A 22,124-nucleotide genomic window follows, 5' to 3' on the forward strand; every position below is an offset into this window, starting at 1 on the left:
ATTAAAGAAGTAAATAAATGAATTGCAATTTACATATTTTTAAAGAAAAAACAATTTTTGATAAAATTTTTTTTTGTACTAAACCAATAATTGATTGTACAAAATCATAGCTTAGTTTATTATTTTTCTGTTAAAGTCTTGACAAATCTATTTTTTTTACTAATTTCGTTTTCAATTACACAAAAGCAATGCTAAAAACAGGACGATTTAGGTACTTAGTAGAGAATCAACTCTTCGGAGTTTGCTCTCGACTTGGCGAAAAGTTAAACTTTTCGGCTGGAAGCGTTCGGATATATTTTATCTACGCTTCGTTCTTTACTTTCGGTTCTCCAATTATCATTTATTTGATATTAGCTTTTTGGTTGGAAGTCCGAAAACATCTTCGCCGCCATAAAAACCCAACTGTTTGGGAGTTTTAATTATATTTTGATTATTAACTAATTCGCTAAGTGAAAACTTAGTGATTTTTGTTGTTTCCTTATAGAAAAAGCCCTGTTTATTATATCTTAAATAAATAAACAGGGCTTTTGAAGTTCCTTAATTAGACTTAAAATAAAGCTAATTGTTTGTCGCCATCTTCTTGGTTATCAGTGTCTTCTGAGTCATTTTCGGCAATATCATCTATTACTTGTACTATTTCTGGAACAATCACTTCTTCTGGTTTTGGCTCAAGCATTTTTACTTCTACTATTTCATAAGTATTGATTTTCTGACCAATAGCTTTCCATCCACGTACTTCCACAAATTCGTCAACGTTGATGTGTTGAGTTTCGATAGCAGCTTTTTTATCCGCTTTAGTTTTGATTTCCATTCGTGGATATTTATCCAAACTAGCGGCAAGCAAACGAGAATTTTTTGTATCAGCAATAAACAAAAACTTCTTGTCCATTGTAGTGGTTTCTATCTTGAAACGCTTGATATAATATATTTTGTTTTCGCCTTCGTAATGTAAGCACGAAATCGGTCTTTCTGCTTCGTATTTGACTACTTTTAAAATATCTTTCTGCTCATAACGATTGGTTAATTCAAAGTTAGTGAACTCATATTGACCATCTTTATAAATTACCAAAATCTTATCTTCCGAACCAAAATTACCTAAATACTGTCCATGTTCGTCACGATTGAGTTTCCCGATAACAGAATCAAACCAAATATCAACGCCACCAAGTGTTGATTTTCCAGCAGATTTCAGTATGATTTTTCGTACAGGGAATTTGGTCAAAACATTTCCCATCGAACTACGATTTTTGATAGCAAGCGTCGAAAAATCCCAGTCAAATTGTTTCTTTTTGGCGGTTGAGTTTGCCGTTAAATTTACTGCTACAACTTCTGCTTCGCCATTATCATTGGCTGTAAAATATAATATTTTTGATTTAGGGTTGCCTAATGAAACGTCATATTCTTTGTCACGAGTGATACCCGTTACGAAGAAACGTTTGGCATAAGAAGTGCCTGATTTGCCGTCAATATAAACGGCATTATAAATTTTACGTTCGTCGTTTTTGCGAAATACCGAGCAGTAAATGATGTCTTTTCCGACGAAAACTTTTTCTTGAATTTTCGTAATTACATATTTTCCATCACGTTTGAACGCAATAATATCGTCAATATCGGAGCAATCCATTACGTATTCATCCTTTTTCAAGCCATATCCAATAAATCCACCTTCACGGTCAACGTATAGTTTTTGGTTGTTGGCAGCCACAACGGTTGCTTGCACGGCTTCAAATTGACGAATCTCGGTTTTACGTTCACGACCTTTGCCGTATTTTTTTAGCAAATCTTTGTAAAAAGCTATCGTATAACGAACAAGGTTTGCCAAATTGTCTTCAACTTCGGCCAATTCATCGAGCAAACGCTTCATTAATTCGTCTGCCTTGAAAGAGTCATATTTAGAAATACGTTTGATTTTTATTTCTAATAACCTTAACAGGTCTTCTTCGATTATTTCTCGATAAAAATCTTTTTTATAAGGCTCTAATCCTTTATCGACTGTTTCAACAACGGCTTCAAAAGTGAGGCATTCTTCAATATCGCGATAGATTTTATTTTCGATGAAAATCTTTTCAAGCGAACTATAAAGTAATTTCTCTTTCAGTTCGTGTTTTCTGATTTCTAGTTCACGTTGTAGCAAATGTTTGGTTTGCTCCGTACAATCTTTCAGAATATCGCTTACCGAAACAAAATGCGGTTTATTATCAATGATAATACAGGCATTGGGTGAAATCGAGTTTTCACATTCGGTAAAAGCATAAAGGGCATCAATTGTGATATCGGGTGAAGTATTTGGGGCTAAATGAATGATAATTGAAACATCTTTAGCTGTATTATCTTCAACCTTTTTGATTTTTATTTTTCCTGCGTCATTCGCTTTAATGATAGAATCAATCAGCGTAGCTGTGGTAGTACTGAAGGGAATTTCTTGAATTTCAAGTGTTTTTTTATCAAGTTCGGCAATTTTTGCTCGTACCTTGATTTTTCCACCTCTGGCACCATCATTATAATTGCCAACGTCAACGAGTCCACCTGTCAAGAAGTCAGGAAAAAGCTGGAAAGGCTCTTTCTTCAAATGAGCAATCGAAGCTTCACATAATTCAATGAAATTATGTGGCATTACTTTGGTTGAAAGTCCAACCGCAATACCTTCAACGCCTTGAGCAAGTAATAATGGAAATTTGGCAGGCAGATTTACAGGTTCACGTTTACGACCATCGTACGACATTTGCCATTCGGTGGTGTCTTCATTGAAAAGTACATCATTGGCAAATTTTGACAGACGAACTTCTATATAACGGGGAGCAGCAGCACCGTCACCCGTACGAACATCACCCCAGTTGCCTTGTGTATCAAGCAATAAATTTTTTTGTCCCATAGACACGATTGCATCACCAATCGACGCATCGCCATGAGGGTGATACTGCATACTCGAACCGATAACATTGGCTACTTTATTGAAACGTCCGTCGTCCATTTCCTTGAGTGCGTGCATGATGCGTCGTTGCACAGGTTTCAATCCATCTTCAATGGCAGGAACGGCTCGCTCAAGTATCACATAAGATGCGTAATCAAGAAACCATGTCTCAAACATGTCGTCAATTACTTCTTTTTGTTGTAGAGGGTCGTATTTTGATTTTTCTTCACTCATGTTTAAGTCGGATAGCGAAAGCGTAATATTATGGCAAATATAGTAAAAAATGGCATTATTTTTTGGAAATATGTTCTTTCAAAAAGCTTATTTAAAATCAGTCTAAATTATTTTTACTTTTATTTGGAATGATTCTAAATGGCTATTACATTTGTGATATTATTTAAAATTAGTCTAAATAAAAATTAATTAAGCCAAATAATATATACAACTATGAAAAATTTAATCTACATTTTTTTGCTAATGACGAGCTGTTTTGCTTTTGGACAAACGTCGAATGCTAGTTTTGGTCAATTAAGAGGAAATGTAACCAACGGAGAAGAGCAAGCTGTGGAATTTGTTTCGATTCGATTGAAGGAAATTAATAAAGGCACAGCGACCAATGAAAAAGGTGAATTTATAATAAACAACATCAAGCCCAATACATATACATTGGTTGCTTCATTTATAGGATTCAAGACTTTAGAAAAAAAGATTAAAATTGAAGCAGATAAAATGACAATTATTAGCTTAGAGCTTTTTGAAAATAGCGAATTATTGAAGGAAATAGTGGTAAAAGGCTATATAAATGCCAATGAAAAAGTGGCATCCGTTGGAAAAATAGCTATTAAACCAATGGATTTGCCTCAAAGTATTGCCGTTGTCGATAGGCAAATTCTTGATAATCAGCAAGTTAGAAATATGAGTGATGTGCTGGTAAACACGAATGGCATATATATTATGGGAACAACGGGCGGTTATCAAGAAGAAATTGCAGGGCGTGGATTTTCGTTTGGTAGCTCAAATACTTTCAAAAATGGCGTACGTTATTTCAATGGTATGCTAAGCGATTTGAGCAATGTTGAGAAAGTGGAAGTAATGAAAGGGAGTTCGGCGATATTGTTTGGTAATGTGGCAGCAGGTGGAATAATTAATTTGGTAACGAAAAAACCTAAATTTGAATTTGGTGGTGAAATCAGCATGAGATTAGGAAGTTTTGGACTTTTGAAGCCCACAGTTGATATTTTTGGAGGTATTGGCAAAAAACAAAAAGTGGCGTATCGATTAAATGCTTCTTACGAAAAAGCCAATAGTTTTAGAGTAGGAGTAAGTTCAGAGCGTTTTTATGTAAATCCTTCATTATTATTTAAAATTGGCAAAAAAACCGAAGTTTTACTTGAAGCAGATTATTCAAACGACGAACGAACACCTGATTTTGGAGCAGGAATTATCAATTATGAAGTGGTTGAACTTCCACGCGAACGTTTTCTAGGTGTGGCTTGGAGTAACTATAAAGCACAACAACTTTCTACTTCGGCAACTGTTACACACAATTTTTCGGAAAATTGGAAACTAACATTTACAGGAGCTTATCGTAATTATTCGACAGATTTATTTGCCAATACTCGACCAAATACTGGAACTTTTATATCGAAAGATGGAATGTGGATTCGTAATATTCAACGTAACCAAGTGGCAGATAATTATTATTTAGCTCAGCTCGATTTGACAGGTAAATTTAATACAGGAAATATCAATCACCAATTGCTTTTTGGAATGGATACAGACCAATTTGAAACCAAAACTACAGGTTATACGCAATTGTCTCGCTACGATACAGTTAATATTTTTGGCACAAAAACGTATAAAATCAGAACCGATATTCCGACACTCTCGGCAGCAACATTGACAACTTCGCCAGTCAGTAGAGTTGGCGTTTATGTACAAGATTTAATTGGTTTGACTAAAAATATCAAGTTTTTGGCGGGTGTAAGATATAGTTATCAACAGACAGGAAGTAATGTTTTGACATATTCAACTAAAATAACAACCAACAGCGTGGCTTTCGATGGAGCTTTTTCTCCAAGATTAGGTTTGGTTATTCAACCAAATAAAAATATTTCGTTGTTTGGTAGTTATTCAAATTCATTTACACTTAATACAGGTGTTGATATCAACGGAAATGCCTTGAAACCATCGTTGATTGACCAATTTGAAATAGGTATTAAAAATCAATTAATTGATAGTAAACTCTCGTTGAATGTAACGGCTTATCAAATAATAAATAGTAATCTGGCTCAGATTTCTTTAGCAAATGGCAATACTAATGCAAATATTAAAGAATTAGTTGGAGAAGTAACGAGCAAAGGAGTTGAAGTAGATTTTATTGCTCGTCCGATTAAAAATTTGTCTGTAATTGCAGGATACAGCTACAACGAAACCAGATACACAAAATCAAATACGTATATCGTTGGAAGTTTGTTGAAATATAACCCTAATCACACAGCAAATTTAAGTGCTAATTATACCGTTTCGGAAGGAAAACTAAAAGGTTTAAATGTTGGCTTAACGAGTTTATATTTTGGAAATCGTCAAGCTGGACGTAGCACAAGAGTGCAAGTTGCCAATGACAGCTATAAATTAATCCATATTGACGCATACACCCAAATTGATGCAACTGTGGGCTATACTTATAAAAATATCTCACTTCGAGGAAAATTGGCTAATATTTTTAATGTTTATAGCTATAATGTTCATGACGACAATAGCGTAAATCCGATTGCACCACGAAATTTTTTAGCAACTTTATCATTAAAATTTTAATTAACCATGCAATTTAATATTAGAAGTTTGCATCGAGATTTTGGGTATTTTTTTATTGGTTTAATTGTTTCTTTTTCAATTTCTGGAATTCTCCAAAATCATCGTCAAACTTGGCATCCTGAAAAATATACAGTCGAAATTAGACCGATTCATGTAAAGTTGCCTCAAAATGAGCAAGAGATTACTGAAGATTTCGCCAAGAATCTAACAAAAGAATTGGGTTTCAAAGATAAATTTCGTCGCAATTCGATTAAAAAAGGAGAACTCAAAATCTCTTATGAAAAACACGACGTAGAGATTGATATTAAATCAGGAAAGGGCGAAGTTGTCACTTTCAAGAAAACGCCATTGATTGCTCAAATGAACCAATTGCACAAAGACACATCCATTTGGTGGATTTATTATTCGGATATTTTTGCTTTAGGATTAATATTTATTGCCATTACAGGAGCGATGATGTTTCCGAGAGGGAAGTTTAGTTTCAAATCAAGAGGATGGAAATTGGCGATTGCAGGCATTGTTTTTCCATTGATTTTCTTATTTGTTTTAGCATAAAATTCTAGTAAAAAAGGCTCATTTCTACATGAAATGAGCCTTTTTTACCATTTATTTAAAGCATCTATTATTTCATTGCAGCTTCAAAATTTTCGTTTACTTTGCTCCAATTTACCACATTCCAGAAAGCAGCTACATAATCGGCACGTTTGTTTTGATATTTCAAATAATAAGCGTGTTCCCATACATCAAGAGCCAAGACAGGCGTTCCTTTGTCGGCAGCTATATCCATCAATGGATTATCTTGATTAGCGGTAGAAACGATTTTCAATTTTTTGTCTGGTGTAACCATCAACCAAGCCCAACCCGAACCAAAACGAGTAGTTGCTGCTTTGGTAAACTCAGTTTTTAAATTATCGAAACTACCAAAAGTGGCCGTAATTGCTTCTGCAAGTTTGCCTGATGGTACTCCACCAGCATTTGGCCCCATTATTTGCCAGAAAAATGTGTGATTCCAATGCCCACCACCATTGTTTCTAACTGCCGTTGGATATTTGCTGATGTCTTTTAATAATTGGTCAATGGAAAGTTTTTCCATGTCAGTTCCCGCAATAACTTTGTTTAGGTTATCAACGTAAGCTTTGTGATGGCGGTCATGATGAATTTCCATTGTCAATTTGTCAATGTGCGGTTCGAGGGCATCATTGGCATAAGGGAGCGGAGCAAGCGTGTGCATTCCTTCAAAAAAAGGGGCTTTGCTTGCAAAAGTATCGCTCAATTTAAAAGCGAAGGCACTTCCTATAAAGGCTTTGATAAAATCTTTTCTGTTCATGGGTTTGTATGAAAAAGTATGTTATTTCTAAACTTTACAAATCTACTATTTTAAACAGGTCTAATGCTATAAAAATTGAATTTAGATAAAAATTTAATCTAATTTATAACTTAAACCCGATTAACTTCATTAAAAAACGCTTCTAATTTATAAGGGTCTAATTTGCCATCGGTACGAACACCGCTACACAAGTCCAAACCATAAGGTTGAACGGCATCAATCGCGGCTCTTACGTTTTCGGCCTTTAATCCACCTGCTAAAAAAACAGGTATTTTTGATTGTTCGACTATTTGTCGGCTAATGGCCCAATTATGTACTCTCCCTGTGCCTCCGAGTTCTTTTATTGCCAAATTTGGATTGCCTGAGTCGAGCAAAAGAGCATCAACTTTTTCTGCAATTTCTAGAGCCTCATCGAGTGTTTTTTCGTCAATTACATGAATTACTTGGACAATTTTTATTGTTGGAATAGCTATTCTGAAATCCTCATAATTGCCTGATTTTAAGGCATCAACAATTTGTATAACATTAGAATGAACCGATTTCTGATGCTCAATTATTTCATGTGTATCGGTGCGGCTAGTGAGTAAAAACGAAGCGATTGGTGGAGGTATTGTTCGGATAATTTCATTAATTAACTCATCCGAAATAGGGCCAGGGCCACTTGGCATTTTGGCAACTAAACCTAATGCCGACGCTCCGTAGCTAATGGCTTGTTTTGCTTCTAAAGGCGAACTAATACAGCAAATTTTTACACGAGGGGTTGTCATTATATTATCTTGAAAATTATCCTTAATTTTATTTTAAAGAAAATTGAAGGCTTTACTCGTATGCAATTCTACTCAAAATACTACGACCAAGCGTAACTTCGTCGGCATATTCTAAGTCGCCACCAATTGGTATTCCACGAGCAATTGTGCTGATTTTTTTATTGAATGGTTTGAGTTTTTTCTGTAAATAAAAAGCAGTAGTATCGCCTTCCATTGTTGGGCTGAGTGCCAAAATAACCTCTTGGATTTCTGGCTCTTGTTCCATTCGATTTATTAACGATTCTATATTCAAATCATTTGGGCCAATTCCCATTAAAGGTGAGATTATTCCACCTAAAATATGGTAAAGTCCACGATATTGAGCAGTATTTTCGATAGCTAGCACATCACGCGTATCTTCCACAATACAAAGTACTGAGGCATCTCGTCGAGGTGAGGTGCAAATCAAACAAAGTTCAGCATCGGATATATTGTGGCATTTGCGACAAAAGGTAGTTTTTGTTCGCATCGTTATCAAAGCATCGGCCAGTAGCTGAGTTTGAGTTTCATCTCTTTTGAGTAAATGCAAAGCTAATCGCAAAGCCGATTTTTTGCCAATTCCTGGTAGCTTTGATATTTCTATTACTGCTTCTTCTATTAATTTTGAAGGAAAATTCATTCTTTTTAGGTACTATCCACAGACGATGGATGATAGTTTTTTTCTATGATTGATTATCACTGTGGAGACGCAGGGACTCGAATCCTGGCCCTAAATTGTAACAAAATATTAATTATTTGAGCATAATTTCAGCAGAAATCTCTCGACGACAAATTTCATTTCGCATAGCGGCTAACTCTTCAAAATCGCCAGATTTTACTCCGCATTTGCCTTTATAATGGATAATTAGGGTACATTGCTCGGCTTGTTCGGGTGAATGTTGGCAAACATCAATCAAAGTAGAAATGACGTGGTCGAATGTGTTTACCTCATCATTGAAAACGACTAATTCCCATAATTTAATATTGGCGAGGTCTTCTACAATCTCTTCAATAACCTCAATTTCTGGACTTGGTAACGTTGTCATTTGTCTGAATTTTTGCACAAATTTTCGTAGTTAGTTTTTATTAAAAATCTGATAATAAGGTACTTAATGAATTATTTTTGTCAGTTAAAAAATCTTAAAAGTCAAATTTTCATGCTAAGATAATTCATTCTTGTGAAAGTGTAGTTTTGTTATCGAAAAAAAAGTTTTGATATTTGGACAAGATTTTAAACCTTAAACATTTATGACATCAACCCTTGCCTTAACAATTTTAGTAATTTACTTTTTAGTGCTGATTGCCATTTCGTTTTACACAGCCAAAGGGGCTGATACTAATACTTTTTTTACGGCCAATCGCCAATCGCCTTGGTATTTAGTGGCTTTCGGTATGATTGGAACATCAATTTCGGGCGTTACGTTCGTTTCTGTGCCAGGTGCAGTCGGCAAAATTCAATTTTCTTATTTTCAAGTGGTGCTCGGATACGCCGTTGGCTACTGGGTTATTGCTACCATTTTGATGCCATTGTATTATCGTTTAAACTTAATTTCGATTTATGGTTATTTAGAAAAACGTTTTGGTTTTTGGTCTTATAAAACTGGCTCGGCTTTTTTCTTGCTTTCTCGTACAATTGGTTCAGCCGTAAGAATGTATGTAGCCGTTCAAGTATTACAATTGGCTATTTTTGACTCACTAGGCGTGCCTTTTGAAATAACTGTTTTTATTGCAATGGGTTTGATTTTTGTCTATACTTTCAAAGGTGGTGTTAAAACGATTATTATTACAGATACGCTACAAACATTTTTTTTATTAACGGCTCTCGTTTTAACTATATACTTGATTAGTAAACAATTAGGTCTTGGTGCGGGCGATTTGTTTACAACCGTTCGAGATAGCCAATATTCAAAAATATTCGTTTGGGACTGGGCAAATAAACATCATTTCGTGAAAGATTTCTTGTCTGGAGCATTTATTGCAATCGTTATGACGGGTCTTGACCAAGATTTGATGCAAAAAAACCTGACTTGCAAAAGTATCGGCGAAGCTCAAAAAAATATGTTTTGGTTTTATGTTGTTCTGGTTTTTGTCAATTTGCTTTTTCTGAGTTTAGGTGTGCTTTTGTATATTTATTCAGAAAAAATGGGTTTGCCAATTCCAGCAAAAACCGATGACTTGTACCCATCATTGGCTCTCGGAAATCAGTTTGGAACATTGGCTGCGGTAACGTTTTTGCTTGGAATTACAGCTGCTACTTACGCTAGTTCAGATTCGGCATTGACTGCTCTTACAACATCTTTTTGTGTTGATTTTTTGAATATCGAAAACTACGAAGAAACCAAAAGACAACGCCTGAAACACTATGTTCATATTGGGTTTACGGTCGTATTTATTGTCGTAATCATTATTTTTAGGGCATTAAATAGTCAAGAAGTCATTTCAGCGGTATTTAGTATTGCAGGATATACTTATGGGCCATTGCTTGGACTTTTCGCTTTTGGCCTTTATTTGAAACGGCCGTTAGTAGATAAATTTGTGCCTTTTGTATGTGTTGCATCGCCTTTTCTTACTTATGCAATTGAAGAATTTACGAAAGCTAATCTCGATTTTGAATTTGGTTTCTCGAAATTAATGCTCAATGGTTTTATTACTTTTGTAGGTCTTTGGATGCTATCAAAGAAAGCAGCGTAATAGTTAATAAATCATAGAAGAAGCCTGTTTTTGCACTAAAACAGGCTTCTTTTGTTTTTTATCCCAACCAAACCATTAAATTTTGTAACCAAAACATAAACTTTAGGGCATATTTTGTAAAGACTAATGATGACGGCTCAATGGTTTGACTATTGTTATTGAGGTTTAAATCGAGTAAAATTTTATTATTAGGGTCAATAATTACTGAATGAATAGGCTTCTCAAATTCGTAGGTTTTTGCCTTATTCTTGCCATTCCAATTGATTAATTTTTCTTTCCCATCGGAAAATTTTATTAATATCTCAGTTGGTAAAATCATTTCTCCCAATCTTTCAATTTTGCAGTTATTGCCTTTAATTTCGGTCACAGCATAATCGCAATCTGGAGCTTTGTAAAGCGTTTGCTCAAAATACCAATTTAGGTTTGTTCCATATTTATTATTGGTGCGTTTTGGAGCGATTTCATTCACAATAGTAATAAAATCTGTAACCGCAGGATGCTTAAAACGCCAACGAATAAAATAAGTTTGCATTATTTCGTCCATAATATCTCTTCCGAGAAGGTTTTCCAAAGTTTTTAGCATTATGGCAGTTTTTGTGTAAGTCAACACACTATAAGCACCTTTTGGATATTTCCACGATTCACGAAAAATCTCTGAAATTTTTATATTATCCATGCCAACGTACGATGCTCTCGAAGACTCAATATCATTCATTTTATAGCCAAAAATGTTCATAATTGAGCCTTTTCCGTAGCTTTCGTCCATAATTCTGCCTTCATAATATTGGTTAAATCCTTCATCAAGAAACGATTCTTCAAACTCATTTGAAGCCAACATTCCTTGAAAATATTGATGCCCAAATTCATGAATCGTAACAACTTCAGGAAGCCTTAAGCCCGTTGGAATTCCCCAAAAAGTTTCTCCGCAAGTGATAAAGGTCGGATATTCCATTCCTGACGAACCTGCTCCTGCCAAAGGCGGGTCAACCAAAGTCAGAACCGAATGTGGATATTTTCCTAAATGTTTCTGAAAATATTCTAATGCAACAATGGCCGACTGAAAATAACGTTCGGTAGAACTACTGTGTTCGGGCTGCATAACTGCCTTGATTTTGACATGTTTCCACTGACGTTCGGTTACAATAAATTTAGGCGAAACCGTCCATGCAAAATCATGCACATCTTCGGCTTTATAACTGATGGTTTTGGTATTATCTTGATTGATTTTTTCATTTTGAAAAACACCAGTTGCGGCCAAAATAAAGTTTTTTGGAATGGTCATATCAATTTTATAATTACCAAAATCGGCATAAAACTCGCTATGAGCGTGAAACTGATGACAATTCCACTGACCTTGTTGGGCATAACGCATACCCGTCGATTCATAAACTCCGATTTTTGGAAACCATTGTCCAACCAAATGATAATCGCCTGCAAAACCTGTTCGGGCAAATATCTTGGGTAATTTTGCCTTGAAATTAATATCAAGCGTAATCGTTTCGTTAGGTTTGAGCGGTTTACTCAAAGCAACACTAATGACGGTTTGGTCTTTTTCATTCAAATCATCGGGTTGGATAAATGTTATTTTTTTTGACAGATTTTCACCGCCACGTAAACGCATTGAAAGGATATTGATTGAACCAAAATTTTCTTTGGCGGTTTTATCCATTTTATCCCCTCGCAAACGCCCACTCGATTCCTTCATAAATGTCGAATTATTGTCCTTGAAGGCATTCAGATACAAATGAAATTGCAACTCAGAAATATTATCAGGCGAAGTGTTTTTCCAAACGAGGGTTTCTTTTCCTTCGAGCGTATGTTTGACTGCATCAAGCTTCACTGAAATATCATAATTAGCTATGTGGTTGCTCAAAGGCAGCTTTTGAGCCTTACTTACGAGCAGAAAAAGCGTTGAAATTGTTAAAAAAAAATATTTTTTCATCATATTTTTAAACACAAAAAATGTCAGTTTGTAATTGGCATAAATAGTTGATAGACCTCATTTATTTTTTGCAATTTATGAATAAATGTTAGTTTTTGAGTAAAATTTCGGACTTTTACAGAAAAATCATTTTCTATGTTTTTGCACAAAACCAACTTCGTGATGCGAACTTTGTATCCAAATTTTGTTTGGAGAAAATCGCCGCATGAAAAGAAGATTTATCTCACTTTTGACGATGGCCCAATTCCAGAAATTACTGAATTTGTGCTTGAAACATTAGCAAAATATGAAGCAAAAGCCACTTTTTTTTGCATTGGTGACAATATAAGTAAACATCCTGCTATTTTTCAAAAGTTGATTGATGAAGGGCATTCTATCGGAAATCATACATTTAATCATTTGAAAGGCTGGGCAAACGAAGATGAAGTTTATCTCAAAAATGTTGCTAAATGTGCTGATGAAATATTAAGGAGGAACCATAAAACGCAACTTTTTCGACCACCTTACGGCCGAATCAAACGAAGTCAAGCTCAAATTTTGCGGCCTAATTATGACATAATTATGTGGGATGTCTTAAGTGGGGATTTCTCGCAAAATCTTTCGCCAGAACGAGTTTTAAAGAAAACAATACAATATACAGAAGCGGGTTCAATTGTACTTTTCCATGACAGTATTAAGGCAAATACAAATATGTCTTATGCTTTACCGAGATTTTTAGAGCATTTTTTGGCTGAAGGATTTCAGTTTTCTAAACTATAAAAATATGTTTTATCCAAGCGTAAGTATTTTGATTGCGGCTCGAAATGAAGAGAACAATATCTTTGATTTACTTCGATCTTTAAACCAATTGACTTATCCGAAAGATAAACTGCAAATTTTGATTGGGAATGATGCTTCGAGCGATAAAACTGCTGCGATTATTCAAGATTTTGTTGTCGAAAATCCATATATTCAACTCATAAATATTGAAGAAAAAGTTGCTGAATTACAAGGAAAATCTAATGTTTTGGCTCAATTGGCTCATCTTGCAAAAGGTGAATATTTCTTTTTTACTGATGCTGATATTGAAGTTCCCAAACGATGGATTGAAGAAATGTTGGATGCAACAAAAGATGCAGGCGTTGTGGTTGGAATTACGCTTGTCAAAAACAAAAATTGGTTTGAGGCTTGCCAAGCTATCGAGTGGTTTTTTGCCTTATATTTAATGAAAAGAATGACTGAATTTAAGATTCCTTCGACGGGGATGGGAAATAATATGATGGTTTTGGCAGAAGCGTATCGTGCAACGGGTGGTTATGAGAAGATAGGTTTTTCGATTGTAGAAGATTATGCTTTATATAAAGCTGTAATTGATTGTAAATATGGTTTTTATCAAGTTTTCAAACCTTCGGTGATGACAGTTACAAAGCCGCCAGAAAATTATTTTGAACAACGCAAACGTTGGGTGTCGGGCGGCATTTCAACGAGGTCAATTCTGATAATTCCAGCTCTGATTCAAGGTTTTTTATTACCTATTTTGTTGATTATCAGCTTTTATTCTTGGAAAATACCTCTTTCTATTTTCATGATTAATCTGATAGCAAATCTTTTTTTAGGTAATCAAATTTTTAAAGTTTTAGAGCAAAAAAGCTTGTTAAAATACATTCCAGCATATACACTTTATATGTATGTTTTTTGGTTTTTGCAGTTAATTGCGTATATTTTACCAACAAAATTAGTTTGGAAAGGCAGATATTATTGAGTTTAAACGTATTTTTTCCACTTAAAATAAACCCAAAAAACAATGCCAATAATTACCATGCTTCCGAGTGTATAGAAGTAGCCATGAGGGTTGCGAAGCTCGGGCATATTTTCAAAGTTCATACCATAAACTCCTGCAATAAAAGTCAAAGGCATAAAAATAGCTGTAAAAACGGTCAATGTTTTCATCACCGAATTCATTTTATTGCTCAAACTGGTTAAATAAATATTCTGTATATTTTCAATCATTTCACGGTAAGATTCAATGGTTTCGAGTGTTTGTAAAACATGGTCGTAAACATCTCGCAAATAGATATTTGTACTCGGTTGAATCAATTGTGAATCTTCTCTGGTGAGAGCTCCAAAAATATCACGCAGTGGTAAAATTGCTTTACGAATTTGCATTAAACTACGTCGCAATTCATACAATAAAGTTTGATCATTTGGGTGTGGGTTTTCGATGATTTTTATTTCTAATTCTTCAAGCTTTTCACTAAATTTTTCAATTACAACGTAATAATTATCAATAACTAAATCGCATAGCGAATAAAATAAATAGTCAGCTTTGCCTTTGCGAGTTTTACCGACCGATGCCTTTAAACGTTCAAATATTGCTCCAAAAACATCAGATTTATGTACTTCTTGGAAAGAAATAACATAGTTTTTCCCTAAAACCAAGCCTACGTGCTCGGATTCTATTTCGTTAATTAACTCATTATATTGAAGCATTTTCATTATCACAAAAATATTATGTTCGCCAAAATGCTCGAGTTTAGGCTTTTGTTCGGTATTCAATACATCTTCAAGTAAAAGCGGATGAAGATGGTAATGTTTCCCAATGGACTCAATAATTGAAACTTCATGTACGCCATCAACATCTAACCAATTTGTATGGTTTTCGTTAAAATCTGGGTGGCATTCGCTCATCACTCGCACTATTTTTTGCTGATACATTTCTTCGTTAAATTCAACCAATTTTACGACCGTATCAATAGGTACTTCTTTCCCAACGTACGCAAGTGTTCCTGGAGAAGTAAATGCTTTTTTTTGAACGTATTTTTTTACTTTTCGATGATGTTTCGGCATGGTTTTAATCTTTGTTTTCCAAAAATTGTTTGTTGAAATTTAGTAAAAAAACTTCTTTTACCCCACGAGTAATTGCTGTATAAAGCCATCGGATAAAATCACTATCTATCTGAGCATCAGGTAAATATCCTTGGTCAACAAATACAGCATCCCATTGACCACCTTGCGATTTATGACAAGTGAGGGCATAAGCAAATTTTACTTGAAGGGCATTTAGGTAGCTATCTTTTCGGAGCAAATCTTGGCGTTCTTTTTTGGATTTTACCCAAAAATAATCTTTCACAACGCTTTCGTAAAGCAGCTTGTTTTCTTCGCTCGAAAGGGTAGGAGCGTTAGAATAAAGTGTATTTAAAATGATTTTTGTGTCGAATTCGGGTTCGTCTGGATAATCGACTAATTTTAGTGTTACGTTGGCAAAACGAAGTCCGTGCATTTCTTCTTCTCGACGAATTTTGATGACTTCCACAAAATCGCCATTGGCAATAAAACCTGCTTTCGATTCTTCACCTAAAACCGTATAATTGTTTCGAACAACCATCAGCATATCACCTGAATCAAGCTCATTTTCGGAGTAATTAATGGCAGTACGAATGAAACGATTGTACTGTACCGCATTTTTATTGGAGCGAGTAATGATTGTCGTATTTTCACGGCCGTATTTATCGTAAGCATACCGAATCCCGTCTTCAAGTCTATCGCCAGTCATGCGATAAAAATCTTTGTATTTACTCGTAACTAATTGAATATTAGGTTCTTCTTCGGTTAACTGCTTTCTTAAATCGGTTGCATTTGTCAAAATACCAGAGCCTTCTCCTTGTCGCATTACTTCAGTTAGCACGTGTTCAGTAATGGTGGCGTGGTATCTATTTTGTAAATGTTCGGCACTGAGGGCTGGACTCACAATCATGCCAACTGGCGGAAGTTGGGCTTCGTCGCCTATCAAAATGAGTTTGTTAGTTTCTTGTTCAAATACAAAATCTAGTAAATCATGAAGTAAACTATTGGTGCCAAATTCACGTTCGTCCGAAATCATCGAGGCTTCATCAACAATATAAACCGTGCCTTCTTGGGTATTTTTCATGCGTTCAAAAACCAATGCACCTGTATAAGCATTTTCAACTTGACGATAGATTTTTTTGTGAATCGTCAATGCCATTCGTTTTGAATAGCCCGACATCACTTTTGCCGCCCGACCAGTCGGGGCGAGTAGCACAGCTTTGTAGCCAAATTCTTTTAAAACTTTTATCAGCGTGCTTACAAAGGTAGTTTTTCCTGTTCCTGCGTATCCTTTCAATATAAATGTATCTCGAAACCGCTCTTCATCAAGAATGAAATCGTCCATCAACGTAAAAAGTTTTGCTTGCCCGAAAGTTGGCGTAAACGGAAACTTTTTAAGGAATCGCTCTGAAGGTTTTATATTTTCGTCTAATGCCATTTTTTGAAAGATTTGAGATGCTCGATGCAAGATTTTGGTGGAAGAAAAGCTTTGAGAAAGCATTTTCTAGTGATTTGTACTTATACATTTAGAAGGTAAATCTTTAATCTATCATTCTAAATTAGGGTTTTTCAATCTTGAATCTGAGTGCAAAATAAACCTTTAAATTTTAAAAACATTCACACAATCGTTAAATCACTCGTTTTCGATTCATTATCTTTGCAAACTATTTTTAATTATTCCCAATAAAATGTCCCAAAATAATGTTCAAATAAATGCTCAGCAATTTTATGGTAATCGGATTAGGGTGCGAGCGTGTGGCATTTGTATTGAAAATAATCGTATTTTGATGATTGCCCACCGAGCTATTTTAGGGAAAAATAGTTTTTGGAGTCCACCTGGAGGTGGTGTTGAAATAGGAGAAACTGTGGAAGAAGCCCTCAAAAGAGAGTTTTTGGAAGAAACAGGTTTGGAAATTGAAGTTGGCAAATTATTGTTAATGAATGAATTTGTGGCATTGCCATTGCATGGAGTCGAACTTTTTTTTGCAGTAAAAATAGTAGCAGGAAAGCTAATTTTAGGGCAGGACCCAGAAATGAATTTGGATGAACAATTGATTCAAAAAGTTGATTGGTTGTCATTTGATGAAATAAAAAGCTTAAATTTGAGCGAAAAACACCAGTTTTGGCAAAAAATTAGTGATTTTTCAGGTTTAGAGAGCCTTTAGGTATTAATAATTAGCTTTTTATTATTTACCTTGTACAATTAAACGTAGTTTATGAATCCCAAAGCTTTTAGCTAATAAATAAAATTTTATAGATTGGAGAACTCAGTTTCAAATATATCACCAAGTTTCGAGATAAAAGACGACCGCTTTGATACTAATCAGATTGCTGACTGCCATCTATTAATCGAAGTAAGCCGTGACCGCTTTCGCTTTACCGTTCACAATACTTTGCATGATGTAATTATGTGGTTGGAAGATTACCATATTTTTTCTTTAATCAACGAAAATCAATTACTCAAGACGCTCAAAACGATTTATCAACAACACCCATTTTTAGCGGCAAATTATTGGAAAACAATTCGATTATCGGTCAATGCCAATCATTTTACTTTGATTCCTGACGAATATTATGAAGCCAACGAAGCCACCAAATATCTTAATTTTGCGGCTGGTAAATATGTGTCCGAGCGAGAACAAATCTTCGATTTTAAACATAGTAGATTTGGCGTTGTTTGTATTTTTGGAATAGAAAAAGATACGATTGCGTGGTTTAAAGAAATGTATCCAGCTAGAAAAATAGAACCTGTACCTGTGCTTGGTTCGCTCATTGAAGGCATTGTTCAGGATAGAAATAACAACGGGCTACATCTTTATTTTGAAGATTATTACATCACAATTATCTATTTTAAAGATGCAAAACTGCATTTTTGTAATCGTTTTCAGTTTCGTACTTCGCAAGACATGGTTTATCATGTACTTTTTGTGATGAATGAACTGGGCTTACAAACAGATATGCCAGTGTTTTTTTATGGCGAAATTACGTCATTTTCAGAAAGATACGTTCAACTGAGTCAGTCGCTGACGAATATAAAATTTGCACTAAATCCGACAAAATTACGTTTTAGTCAATATTTTGATGATTTACCTGAGCATCGCTATTATACGTTGTTTAGTTCTTATTATTTGTACTAATTAGTCGATTTGGACTTAGCTAAAAACATAATGAAAAAAGTTGCTCTTTTTCCTGGTTCATTCGACCCTTTTACAAAGGGACACGCCGATATAGTTATGCGTGGATTAAAACTTTTTGACGAAGTAATTATCGGAATTGGTACTAATTCAGCTAAAAAAAGGTATTTTTCGTTGGAAGAAATGACTGATAAAATCAACGAAACTTTTAAAGGAAATCCGAATGTAAAAGTGGTTTCTTACGATGATTTGACGGCAAATGCAGCCATTCATTATGGGGCTAATTTCCTTTTAAGAGGCTTGCGAAATACAACAGATTTTGAGTACGAAAATACAATTTCTCAAGTAAATAGACACTTAGTAGGTGGTTTAGAAACCGTTTTCTTGATTACATCACCCGAATTCGCTCCAATAAGTTCAACAATTGTTCGTGAATTACACAAATATGGAGCAAAAGTTGACGATTATCTGCCTTATGATTTGGTAGAGAAAAAATAATTTCAATATTAAACATTCAATCAATTCAATGAAAAATATACTGTTTCTTGCAATATTATTTTTTGCTTTTAGCTGTAAAAAAAGCGAAACTGTAACTGAACCCACAAAGATTATTTCAGCAAATTTTTGGAAACTTGACCGTTTCTCGGATTTGGATGGAAAAACATTGAGCCAAAATCAATTGAATTCTCAAGCTCAAGCACTTTTTGGTTTAGATTATGAATTTCGTGAGGATAACGTAACCCGAGCGAAAGACCGAATTACCAAGCAAATTTTGAATGCAGGAACTTGGTATTTGACCGATGAAAACAGTGTTAAGAATTTAGATATTGATATTTTGGGCTTTAAAGGTAAATTCAAAGTGATTGAATTATCGAAAAGTAAAATGGTTTTACAAGCCGAAAATAATAAAATGATTAGTGCTGGGCAGTTCGTTAATATGGAATTTTTGCCAGCTTTATAAAATCTCACGCCAATCTAATCGTCGAACCTCTTCCTTGATTGGGCAGAGGCCTTAATTTTTTACTATCAAGTGAAATTTCTTTCCGAACCTATTATTACTGAGGCAACCGTCTTATTGACCGATAGCCGTTTTGTTTCACAACCAGCACAGAGCATTTTCTTTGCTATCAAAGGCGAGCACCATGATGGACATCAATTTATTGACGACCTTTACCAAAAAGGTGTTAGAGAGTTTGTTGTCGAGAAAAAGGCCGCTACAAATGATTTTCAAAATCACTTATCAAAGCTTGTTGGAGCAAAATTTTGGTTAGTCGAAAACGCTATTCGTGCTTTACAAAATTTGTCTGCCGAGCATCGTCAAAAATTTGATATTCCAGTGATTGGCGTTACTGGAAGCAATGGAAAAACAATTGTAAAAGAATGGTTAGGAGCATTGTTGAAAGATGACAGCGTTGTAAAAAGCCCTAGAAGTTATAATTCGCAATTGGGTGTACCGCTTTCAGTCTGGGAAATGAATGAAAATCATACACTCGGAATTTTCGAAGCTGGTATTTCAAAATCGGGCGAGATGGAATATCTTGAGCCAATTATTCGGCCTTCAATCGGTATTTTTACGAATATTGGTTCAGCTCACGATGAGGGTTTTAGAAGTCGAAAACAAAAAGCTACCGAAAAACTCCGTCTGTTTCAAAGAAGTAAAACACTGATTTATTGCAAAGATTATGAAGACATTGATGACGAAATCAGGATTCTTTTAAAAGCTGTAAATCCATCAATTGAGCTTATTGGCTGGTCAAGAAAAGCTGGAGCGAAAATCTACGTAAATGCCACCAAACTAAATTCTTACAGTACATTACAAATTTTGTGGAACAGTAAAATCTACGATTTTAAGATTCCGTTTGTTGATGATGCGTCAATCGAAAATGCTACACACTGTATATTTTTGATGCTTCATCAAACAATTAACGTAAACGTGATTCAAAACCGATTAGATGCTCTCAAACCAATTGCAATGCGTTTGGAGTTGAAACAAGGAATCAACGATTGTTATTTGATTGACGATACGTATAATAATGATTATGCAGGACTTTCAGTGGCATTGAATTTTATGAGTCAGCAACATACAAAACGAAGCAAAGTGTTGATAATAAGTGACTTACTGCAATCTGGTTTAGAGGAAACAGAGCTTTATGAAAGCATTGGCGATTTAATAAAAGGAAAAGAAATTGACCAAATTATTGGTATTGGAGAAGTCATTTCTCGCAATCAAAAATATTTTAAAAATGGTGTTTTTTATCATTCTACCGAAGAGTTTCTTGAAAAATACCCAATTAATCAACTTCAAAGCTCATTAATTTTAGTAAAAGGTGCGAGAAAATTTGAGTTTGAAAAAATCATCAATCGCCTCATTCATAAAGTTCATGGAACTGTTTTTGAAGTAAATTTGGATGCTCTGACTAATAACCTAAATTTTTATCGAAATAAAGTTGGTTCAGGAACAAAAATAATGGTGATGGTAAAAGCATTTGCTTATGGAAGTGGCAGTGCTGAAGTGGCAAGTTTGCTCGAATACCATCGAGTAGATTATTTGGGGGTTGCCTACACAGATGAAGGAGTTGTACTTCGTCAAAATGGTATTAAATTACCTATTATGGTGCTAAATCCGCAGCCAGAATCTTTTTCTAAACTCGTCGAATATAAGTTAGAACCCGAAATTTATAGTTTTAAATTACTTAATCAATACCTCGATTTTATTAGTTCGACTGAAACAACTTTTAAGATACATTTAAAACTTGATACAGGAATGCACCGTTTGGGCTTTGAAGAACAAGACATTGAAGCCCTGATTGGTTTGTTGAAAGAAAATCCACAAATAGAAATTGCCTCAATTTTTAGTCATTTGGTTGGAGCTGATGAAAGTGAACACAACGCGTTCTCAAAAACTCAGATTGAAAAATTTGACCGAATGTCAAAGCAAATTATTACTTCACTTAATAGCCAAAAAACGCTTAGACATATTTGTAATTCGGCAGGAATTATTCGTTTTCCCGATGCAAAATTCGATATGGTTCGTCTTGGAATTGGGCTTTATGGCGTAGAAGTGACTGGTTCGGAACAAAAATCATTACAAACGGTAGGTACTTTGAAAACGGTTATTTCGCAAATCAAAAACTTAAAAGCGGGTGAAACGATTGGTTATAGCAGAAAAGGAATTTTAGAAAAAGATTCACGCATTGCGACTATTGCGATTGGTTACGCAGATGGTTTTGACAGAGGTTTTAGCAAAGGAGTTGGAAAAGTTTTAGTCAATGGAGTAGCTTGCCCAGTTGTAGGTAATGTGTGCATGGATATGACTATGATTGATATAACTGATGCTATTTGCGAAGAAGGAGATGAAGTGATAATATTTGGTAAAGACTTGTCAATCAGAGATTTAGCTGATTCAATTGGTACAATTACGTATGAAATTTTGACGGGTGTAAGCGAGCGTGTGAAGCGGGTTTTTTATAAAGAATAATAAATAAAATTGCTTCAAATGAGTTTTAAATTAATTTATAAATAAGATTGAGATAAGTAGAAAACAAAACTTATAGAAGAAAAAGTAGTTAATGATTTTTCTTCTACAAATAAACGTTACTTTTACCCAATTTTTAATCAACAAAAAAATCATATCATGGCAAAGAGTCAAGACGCAAAGAAAGCTGTTAAAAAAGAACCGTTAAAAACAGCAAAA

General features: G+C 34.7%; 19 protein-coding genes. 11 read left to right on the top strand and 8 right to left on the bottom strand.

Annotated elements, in window-relative coordinates; all coding sequences use genetic code 11:
• The first annotated feature begins 188 nt into the window (after positions 1–188).
• Entirely contained in the window at positions 189–419 is a 231-nt protein-coding gene (locus MJQ71_RS00785) for a PspC domain-containing protein (RefSeq protein ID WP_238803813.1), read from the top strand.
• Positions 420–547: 128 nt separating this feature from the next.
• On the opposite strand, the gene MJQ71_RS00790 is transcribed toward MJQ71_RS00785, so the two are convergent.
• Positions 548–3,145: a DNA gyrase/topoisomerase IV subunit A gene (locus MJQ71_RS00790; RefSeq protein WP_238803814.1), complete on the bottom strand. Its 2,598-nt coding sequence runs from the start codon at positions 3,143–3,145 to the stop codon at positions 548–550.
• A gap of 213 nt (positions 3,146–3,358) precedes the next feature.
• On the opposite strand from MJQ71_RS00790, the gene MJQ71_RS00795 reads away from it, so the two are divergent.
• Together MJQ71_RS00795 and MJQ71_RS00800 are read left to right on the top strand one after the other, a co-directional pair.
• Positions 3,359–5,728, top strand: a complete 2,370-nt coding sequence (locus MJQ71_RS00795; RefSeq protein WP_238803815.1) for a TonB-dependent receptor — start codon at positions 3,359–3,361, stop codon at positions 5,726–5,728.
• A gap of 6 nt (positions 5,729–5,734) precedes the next feature.
• Positions 5,735–6,283 carry a PepSY-associated TM helix domain-containing protein gene (locus MJQ71_RS00800; RefSeq protein WP_238803816.1) on the top strand — a complete coding sequence of 183 codons (549 nt, stop codon included), beginning with the start codon at positions 5,735–5,737 and terminating at the stop codon, positions 6,281–6,283.
• Positions 6,284–6,350: 67 nt separating this feature from the next.
• Here the strand turns inward: MJQ71_RS00800 and MJQ71_RS00805 are convergent, their stop codons facing one another.
• From MJQ71_RS00805 to MJQ71_RS00820, 4 genes are all read right to left on the bottom strand, one after another.
• On the bottom strand, positions 6,351–7,055 hold the full coding sequence (locus MJQ71_RS00805) for a superoxide dismutase (protein WP_290370152.1): 705 nt from the start codon (positions 7,053–7,055) through the stop codon (positions 6,351–6,353).
• Between the two features lie 110 nt (positions 7,056–7,165).
• Complete coding sequence (locus MJQ71_RS00810) at positions 7,166–7,822, bottom strand: phosphoribosylanthranilate isomerase (RefSeq protein WP_238803817.1); 657 nt, start codon at positions 7,820–7,822, stop codon at positions 7,166–7,168.
• Positions 7,823–7,874: 52 nt separating this feature from the next.
• Positions 7,875–8,480, bottom strand: a complete 606-nt coding sequence (gene recR / locus MJQ71_RS00815) for a recombination mediator RecR (RefSeq protein WP_238803818.1) — start codon at positions 8,478–8,480, stop codon at positions 7,875–7,877.
• Between the two features lie 112 nt (positions 8,481–8,592).
• Positions 8,593–8,886 (bottom strand): ATP-dependent Clp protease adaptor ClpS, encoded by a 294-nt coding sequence (locus MJQ71_RS00820; RefSeq protein ID WP_238803819.1) that lies wholly within the window; start codon positions 8,884–8,886, stop codon positions 8,593–8,595.
• 202 nt (positions 8,887–9,088) lie between these two features.
• Between MJQ71_RS00820 and MJQ71_RS00825 the strand changes: the two genes are divergently transcribed.
• Positions 9,089–10,531, top strand: coding sequence for a sodium:solute symporter (locus MJQ71_RS00825; RefSeq protein ID WP_238803820.1), 1,443 nt, complete (start codon positions 9,089–9,091; stop codon positions 10,529–10,531).
• Positions 10,532–10,589: 58 nt separating this feature from the next.
• Here MJQ71_RS00825 and MJQ71_RS00830 read toward each other — a convergent pair whose 3' ends face one another.
• A complete protein-coding gene (locus MJQ71_RS00830) occupies positions 10,590–12,473 on the bottom strand; it encodes a M1 family metallopeptidase (protein WP_238803821.1) in 1,884 nt (627 codons plus the stop codon).
• Between the two features lie 135 nt (positions 12,474–12,608).
• Here MJQ71_RS00830 and MJQ71_RS00835 point away from each other — a divergent pair, with 135 nt between their 5' ends.
• Together MJQ71_RS00835 and MJQ71_RS00840 are read left to right on the top strand one after the other, a co-directional pair.
• Complete coding sequence (locus MJQ71_RS00835; RefSeq protein ID WP_238803822.1) at positions 12,609–13,232, top strand: polysaccharide deacetylase family protein; 624 nt, start codon at positions 12,609–12,611, stop codon at positions 13,230–13,232.
• Positions 13,233–13,236: 4 nt separating this feature from the next.
• Positions 13,237–14,214, top strand: a complete 978-nt coding sequence (locus tag MJQ71_RS00840; protein WP_238803823.1) for a glycosyltransferase — start codon at positions 13,237–13,239, stop codon at positions 14,212–14,214.
• 2 nt (positions 14,215–14,216) lie between these two features.
• On the opposite strand, the gene corA is transcribed toward MJQ71_RS00840, so the two are convergent.
• Both corA and MJQ71_RS00850 read right to left on the bottom strand, forming a co-directional pair.
• Positions 14,217–15,299: a magnesium/cobalt transporter CorA gene (corA, locus tag MJQ71_RS00845; protein ID WP_238803824.1), complete on the bottom strand. Its 1,083-nt coding sequence runs from the start codon at positions 15,297–15,299 to the stop codon at positions 14,217–14,219.
• Positions 15,300–15,303: 4 nt separating this feature from the next.
• A complete protein-coding gene (locus tag MJQ71_RS00850) occupies positions 15,304–16,734 on the bottom strand; it encodes an ATP-dependent DNA helicase (RefSeq protein ID WP_238803825.1) in 1,431 nt (476 codons plus the stop codon).
• A gap of 250 nt (positions 16,735–16,984) precedes the next feature.
• Between MJQ71_RS00850 and MJQ71_RS00855 the strand changes: the two genes are divergently transcribed.
• The 5 genes from MJQ71_RS00855 to MJQ71_RS00875 all read left to right on the top strand — a co-directional run bounded on the left by MJQ71_RS00855 (position 16,985) and on the right by MJQ71_RS00875 (position 21,908).
• The gene (locus MJQ71_RS00855; RefSeq protein WP_238803826.1) at positions 16,985–17,461 is read left to right on the top strand and encodes an NUDIX domain-containing protein; all 477 of its coding nucleotides are present in this window, start codon (positions 16,985–16,987) and stop codon (positions 17,459–17,461) included.
• Between the two features lie 93 nt (positions 17,462–17,554).
• Complete coding sequence (locus MJQ71_RS00860; RefSeq protein ID WP_238803827.1) at positions 17,555–18,433, top strand: DUF3822 family protein; 879 nt, start codon at positions 17,555–17,557, stop codon at positions 18,431–18,433.
• A gap of 30 nt (positions 18,434–18,463) precedes the next feature.
• Positions 18,464–18,928, top strand: a complete 465-nt coding sequence (gene coaD / locus MJQ71_RS00865; protein WP_238803828.1) for a pantetheine-phosphate adenylyltransferase — start codon at positions 18,464–18,466, stop codon at positions 18,926–18,928.
• Between the two features lie 28 nt (positions 18,929–18,956).
• Positions 18,957–19,391: a hypothetical protein gene (locus MJQ71_RS00870; RefSeq protein WP_238803829.1), complete on the top strand. Its 435-nt coding sequence runs from the start codon at positions 18,957–18,959 to the stop codon at positions 19,389–19,391.
• Positions 19,392–19,460: 69 nt separating this feature from the next.
• Positions 19,461–21,908, top strand: coding sequence for a bifunctional UDP-N-acetylmuramoyl-tripeptide:D-alanyl-D-alanine ligase/alanine racemase (locus MJQ71_RS00875; protein ID WP_238803830.1), 2,448 nt, complete (start codon positions 19,461–19,463; stop codon positions 21,906–21,908).
• The last annotated feature ends 216 nt before the right edge of the window (positions 21,909–22,124 follow it).

Origin of the sequence: Emticicia aquatica, assembly GCF_923079645.1 — a bacterium.
GTDB lineage: Bacteria > Bacteroidota > Bacteroidia > Cytophagales > Spirosomataceae > Emticicia > Emticicia aquatica.